General features: G+C 74.0%; 1 protein-coding gene. It reads right to left on the reverse strand.

Annotated features, from left to right (window positions below; translation table 11 throughout):
- The coding region (locus P1P70_RS41630) for an ATP-dependent helicase (RefSeq protein ID WP_319247246.1) at nucleotides 1–3,996 on the reverse strand (3,996 nt) is incomplete at its 3' end.
- Between the last annotated feature and the right edge of the window lie 111 nt (nucleotides 3,997–4,107).

Below are 4,107 nucleotides of genomic sequence, written 5' to 3' on the forward strand. Positions count from 1 at the left end.
GGGTTCGGGGGCGGGGAGGAGGTACCAGCGGGCGGCGACCGTGGGCGGGCCCGTACGGGACTGGGGGCGCGCGGCGGCGGTCAGGGAGCCGTACCGGCCGCGGGGGACCGTGCGCTTGGCGCGGTGGGCGGTGGAGCCCGCGGTGCGGCCCGAGCCCAGGAGGGCGCGCATGGGGGCGAGCGTGTCGTTGGTGAGGCGGCCGGACCAGGCCAGGTCCCAGACGGCGTCGGCCAGTTGGGGATCGGTGGCGTCGGGGTGGGTGGTCGCGCGAACCTGGTCGGCGATCTGGCGGAAGAAGAGGCCGTAGCCGCCGGAGAGGGCGCTCAGGACCGACTCGTGGAGGGCGGTCAGCTCCAGCGGGTGGGGCGGTGGGAGGAGCAGTGGGGCCGCGTCCGCCAAATACAGCGAGACCCAGCCGTCCTTGCCGGGGAGGGCTCCGGCCCCGGCCCAGACGATTTCGCCGGCCGCGGTGAGTTCGTCGAGCATCGCCGGGCTGTAGTTGGCCACCCGGGAGGGCAGGACCAGCTTCTCCAGGGCGGAGGCGGGCACGGAGGCGCCTTGGAGTTGTTCGATAGCGCGGACCAGGCCGTCGAGGCCGCGCAGTCCGTGGCCGCCGCCCACGTGCTGCCACTGGGGCAGGAACTGGGCGAGCGCGGCGGGCGGCACCGGCTCCAGCTCATGGCGCAGCGCCGCCAGCGAGCGGCGGCGCAGGCGGCGCAGCACGGCCGCGTCACACCACTCCTGGCCGATGCCCGCCGGGTGGAACTCGCCCTGCACGACACGGCCGTTCGCCGCCAGACGGTGCAGAGCGCCGTCCGTGACGGCCACGCCGAGGCCGAAGCGGGCCGCTGCCACGGCCGAGGTGAACGGGCCGTGCGTGCGCGCGTACCGGGCCAGGAGGTCGCCGAGGGGGTCCTTGACCGGCTCGGTGAAGGCCTCCGGGACGCCGACCGGCAGGGCTGTGCCGAGCGCGTCCCGCAGGCGGCCCGCGTCCTCGATCGCCGCCCAGTGGTCGGTGCCGGCGACGCGGACCCGGATGGCGCGGCGGGACCTGGCGAGTTCCGACGCCCACAGCGGCTCGGCACCGCGCTCGGCCAGCTCGGCGTCCGTGAGGGGGCCGAGGAGGCGGAGCAGGTCCGCGACGCCTTCGGCGTCCTTGACGCGGCGGTCCTCGGTGAGCCATTGCAGCTCCCGCTCCAGCTCGGTCAGCACCTCGGCGTCGAGCAGCTCCCTCAGCTCCGCCTGGCCCAACAGCTCGGCGAGCAGCCGGGAGTCCAGCGACAGGGCGGCCGCGCGGCGCTCGGCGAGCGGGGAGTCGCCCTCGTACAGGAACTGGGCGACGTAGCCGAAGAGGAGGGAGCGGGCGAAGGGGGAGGGCTCCGGGGTGGTGACCTCCACGAGGCGGACCTTGCGGGACTCGATGTCGCCCATCAGCTCGGTGAGGCCGGGGACGTCGAACACGTCCTGAAGGCACTCGCGGACCGCTTCCAGGACGATCGGGAACGAACCGAACTCGCTCGCGACCTGCAGCAGTTGGGCCGCGCGCTGGCGCTGCTGCCACAGGGGCGTGCGCTTGCCGGGGTTGCGACGGGGCAGCAGGAGCGCGCGGGCGGCGCACTCGCGGAAGCGGGAGGCGAACAGGGCCGAGCCGCCCACCTGGTCGGTGACGATCTGGTCGACCTCGCCCTTGTCGAAGGCGACGTCCGCGGCGCCGAGCGGGGCCTGTTCGGCGTCGTACTCCGTGCCCGCCTTCATGGGCTCCATGTCGAGCAGGTCCAGGCCCATGAGGTCGGCGTCGGGCAGGCGCAGCACAATGCCGTCGTCGGCGTGCATCACCTGGGCGTCCATGCCGTACCGCTCGGAGAGCTTGGCGCCCAGGGCGAGGGCCCAGGGGGCGTGGACCTGGGCGCCGAAGGGGGAGTGGACGACGACCCGCCAGTCGCCCAGCTCGTCGCGGAAGCGTTCGACGACGATGGTGCGGTCGTCCGGCACGTGGCCGCAGGCCTCGCGTTGCTCGGCCAGGTAGGAGAGCACGTTGTCCGCGGCCCAGGCGTCGAGTCCGGCGGTCAGCAGACGCAGTCGGGCGTCCTCCTCGGACAGGGACCCCACCTCGCGCAGGAACGCGCCGACCGCGCGGCCCAGTTCGAGCGGGCGGCCGAGCTGGTCACCCTTCCAGAACGGCAGACGGCCCGGGACACCCGGCGCGGGGGAGACCAGCACCCGGTCGCGCGTGATGTCCTCGATGCGCCAGGAGCTGGTGCCGAGGGTGAACACGTCCCCGACCCGGGACTCGTACACCATCTCCTCGTCCAGCTCACCGACGCGACCGCCGCCCTTCTTGGGGTCGGAGCCCGCGAGGAAGACCCCGAAGAGGCCCCGGTCCGGGATCGTGCCCCCGGAGGTGACGGCGAGCCGCTGTGCGCCCGGGCGGCCCGTGATCGTGCCGGCGACCCGGTCCCACACCACGCGCGGGCGCAACTCGGCGAAGGCGTCGGACGGGTAGCGGCCCGCGAGCATGTCGAGGACGGCCGTGAACGCGGACTCCGGGAGCGAGGCGAAGGGGGCCGCGCGGCGGACGGTGGCGAGGAGGTCGTCGAACTGCCAGGTGTCCATCGAGGTCATGGCGACGACCTGCTGCGCCAGGACGTCCAAGGGGTTGCCCGGGATCCTCATGGACTCGATGGAGCCGCTGCGCATCCGCTCGGTGACCACGGCCGACTGGACGAGGTCACCTCGGTACTTGGGGAAGACCACACCCGTGGAGACCGCGCCCACCTGGTGTCCCGCGCGGCCCACGCGCTGCAGGCCCGAGGCGACCGACGGAGGTGACTCCACCTGGACGACGAGGTCCACCGCGCCCATGTCGATGCCCAGTTCGAGGCTGGAGGTGGCGACCACGGCCGGCAGCCGGCCCGCCTTGAGGTCCTCCTCGACCAGGGCGCGCTGCTCCTTGGAGACCGAGCCGTGGTGGGCCCGGGCGAGGACCGGAGGCGCTCCCTGGACCGCTCCCGAGCCGCCCATCAACTCCGCCGGTGCGTGGTGTTCGTCCAGCGGTTCGCCGGTGGCCCGCTCGTACGCGATCTCGTTGAGCCGGTTGCACAGCCGCTCCGCGAGACGGCGGGAGTTGGCGAAGACGATCGTGGAGCGGTGCGCCTGGACGAGGTCGGCGATCCGCTCCTCCACGTGCGGCCAGATCGACGGCCGCTCCGCGCCCTCGTTGGCGTCCGAGGCCGGAGAGCCGCCCAGCTCGCCCAGGTCCTCCACCGGCACGACCACCGACAGGTCGAACTCCTTGCCGGACGGGGGCTGGACGATCTCCACCCTGCGGCGTGGGGAGAGGTAGCGCGCGACCTCGTCTACGGGGCGCACGGTGGCGGACAGGCCGATGCGGCGGGCCGGCCGGGGCAGCAACTCGTCGAGGCGCTCCAGGGTGAGGGCCAGGTGGGCGCCGCGTTTCGTGCCCGCGACCGCGTGCACCTCGTCCAGGATCACCGTCTCCACGCCCGTCAGCGCGTCGCGCGTGGCCGACGTCAGCATCAGGAACAGCGACTCGGGGGTGGTGATCAGGATGTCCGGCGGGCGGGTCGCCAGGGCCCGGCGCTCGGCGGCCGGGGTGTCCCCGGAGCGGATGCCCACCTTCACCTCGGGCTCGGGTAGACCCAGGCGCACCGATTCCTGACGGATGCCGGTCAGGGGACTGCGCAGGTTCCGCTCCACGTCCACCGCGAGGGCCTTCAGCGGTGACACGTACAGCACCCGGCAGCGCTTCCTCGGGTCGGCCGGGGGCGGGCTCGACGTCAGCTGGTCCAGCGCGGCGAGGAACGCGGCCAGCGTCTTGCCGGAGCCGGTCGGGGCGACCACCAGCACGTCCGAACCCTCGCCGATCGCCCGCCACGCCCCGGCCTGGGCCGCGGTGGGCGCGGAGAAGGCCCCCGTGAACCAGCCACGCGTGGCGGGGGAGAAGCCGTCGAGGGCTCGATCTGCGGAGCTGACCATGCCCCCATCCTGCACCCGACCACTGACAACGGCCCGGACCTGGGCAAACGGCTCGGAGTGGGGCGGGATGAGGGTGTATGCGGCCGGGCGGGGCTCGGGTGAGGCGGGCTG

It is taken from the genome of Streptomyces sp. MB09-02B, from assembly GCF_033794485.1.
In the GTDB taxonomy this organism is placed as follows: Bacteria; Actinomycetota; Actinomycetes; order Streptomycetales; family Streptomycetaceae; genus Streptomyces.